We start from the raw sequence: 1,619 nt of genomic DNA on the forward strand, positions 1-1,619 counted from the left end.
TTTCAAGCTGTTCACCAAACGTGCAAGCGAAACTTTTGGCGGGTAATGCACAAGTAGGTGCACGTTGAGGTGTCATCGGACGACGCGAAAAAACAGGCTGAAGCCCTGCCAGCTAAAATGCCGTCACGAATCAGTGATTTTTTACACGTGCAAACTTAATCAATTGAGCGTGAGTGACTGCCCCCCCCCGCCCCAAAGGAAGGGGTTTGCCGTGCTTCTGGATCATCGGCGGTGAATCACTCCAGGGGCTGCCAGACTGACGACCCGATGAACACCAAGCACGTGGAGAGCTTCTTCAGCCGGATACAGCGGGCTTATATCGGCATCCACCACCGCTTCTCGCTGAGGTATTTCGACTGGTACGTCGTCGAGCTTGTCTGGCGCGAGGATTATCGCCGGATGAGCAACGTCCAGCTGGTCGGGCTAGTTGTTGCGGACGCCATGAGAAATCCGACATCTCGGTCGCTCTGCGGTTACTGGCAAAGGAACAAACCGGAGTATCCGGATCTGGATTAAAGCGGAAAAAACAGCTTATCTGCATCAGCTCTACCATCTGGATTAAAGAGCTTATTCATTGAGGGTATAAATTTCTCTCTGTAGAACCAAGCGCGCACGAATTCCTGCGGAATATCCGAGCAGAAATTTTTCCAGAAACTAAATATCATTTCATCAAAAACTCCTACCCGATACAATTGCAGGATCATTGAACAGCGAGCTGCGACAGGATCGAAACAGGATCTATTTTGAAGATCTGCTTCAAAAAGAGGATTTCGATGACCTATAACAAACTTGCTAGCATTCAGGCATAGATTCTGAAGAAAGTATTCATACTGATTGCCGCACATAACCTGACTGGGTTTGAATTTTTTTGTGCGAACGATTTTGATGGCACTATTGGGTGAGATGGGCAGCCAGAGAGAGAAATCACGGGAAAGCAAGCCGCCAAATTTCGGCGGACCATCAATTCCCCCGTAATCAACGACAACTCCGCTGTCAGGCAGTAGAAGATCTGATTCTGGTCGTGAAACGAATATCACCGAATGCTTTTTCAGTGCTTTTGCGTGGTCTTCTACATTGAGTAGCACATCGGCCAAAACAGCACTTGATCTCTTTCTGCGCTCGCTCTGCGGACATTCATCAACTCCCCAAATCTTTTCGACTCCCATTTCTTTTGCAAGAAGTCTGAGGTCATCATCTAGGTGAGAAATTCTTTTGTGCAAATGTTGCTGTCGCAAAAATTGCGCTACAGCATATTGTTTAATCTTAGCCCTATCACTGGCGGATCTAACCTGTTTATGGCGTAGGGTTCTATCTCGAGCTTCATAGAATGCATTCTCAATTGGGTTGAGGATATTTGTTTCTATGTGGTTGCGTGGCATTTGGTCGGACTCGTAGAGGTGCTTCTGACCGCCGTGATTCTCTAAATTGAAACAATCTTCAAAGCGCCCGTCAGCGAGTATCCAACGGGATGTTTTTCCGTCTTCGTAAGAAAACCAGGACATGTGTTTTCGCGGTAGATAATGTTGGTATTTGACGAATGACATCCTTGCATCTCGACTCTCTCTGGCATTTCAAGTGGCTTCAAGCCTTGTACACGACACAGTTTACGATTGTGTCTG

General features: G+C 47.1%; 1 protein-coding gene and 1 pseudogene. One reads left to right on the plus strand and one right to left on the minus strand.

Annotated elements, in window-relative coordinates:
• Positions 1-177: 177 nt before the first annotated feature.
• Positions 178-408: pseudogene (locus tag E1297_RS50695) on the plus strand (transposase); the annotation flags it as partial.
• Positions 409-512: 104 nt separating this feature from the next.
• Here E1297_RS50695 and E1297_RS02035 read toward each other — a convergent pair.
• Positions 513-1,544, minus strand: a complete 1,032-nt coding sequence (locus tag E1297_RS02035; RefSeq protein WP_155133260.1) for a DUF4238 domain-containing protein — start codon at positions 1,542-1,544, stop codon at positions 513-515.
• Positions 1,545-1,619 lie beyond the last annotated feature (75 nt).

The sequence above is a fragment of the Roseibium sp. RKSG952 genome (assembly GCF_009711355.1).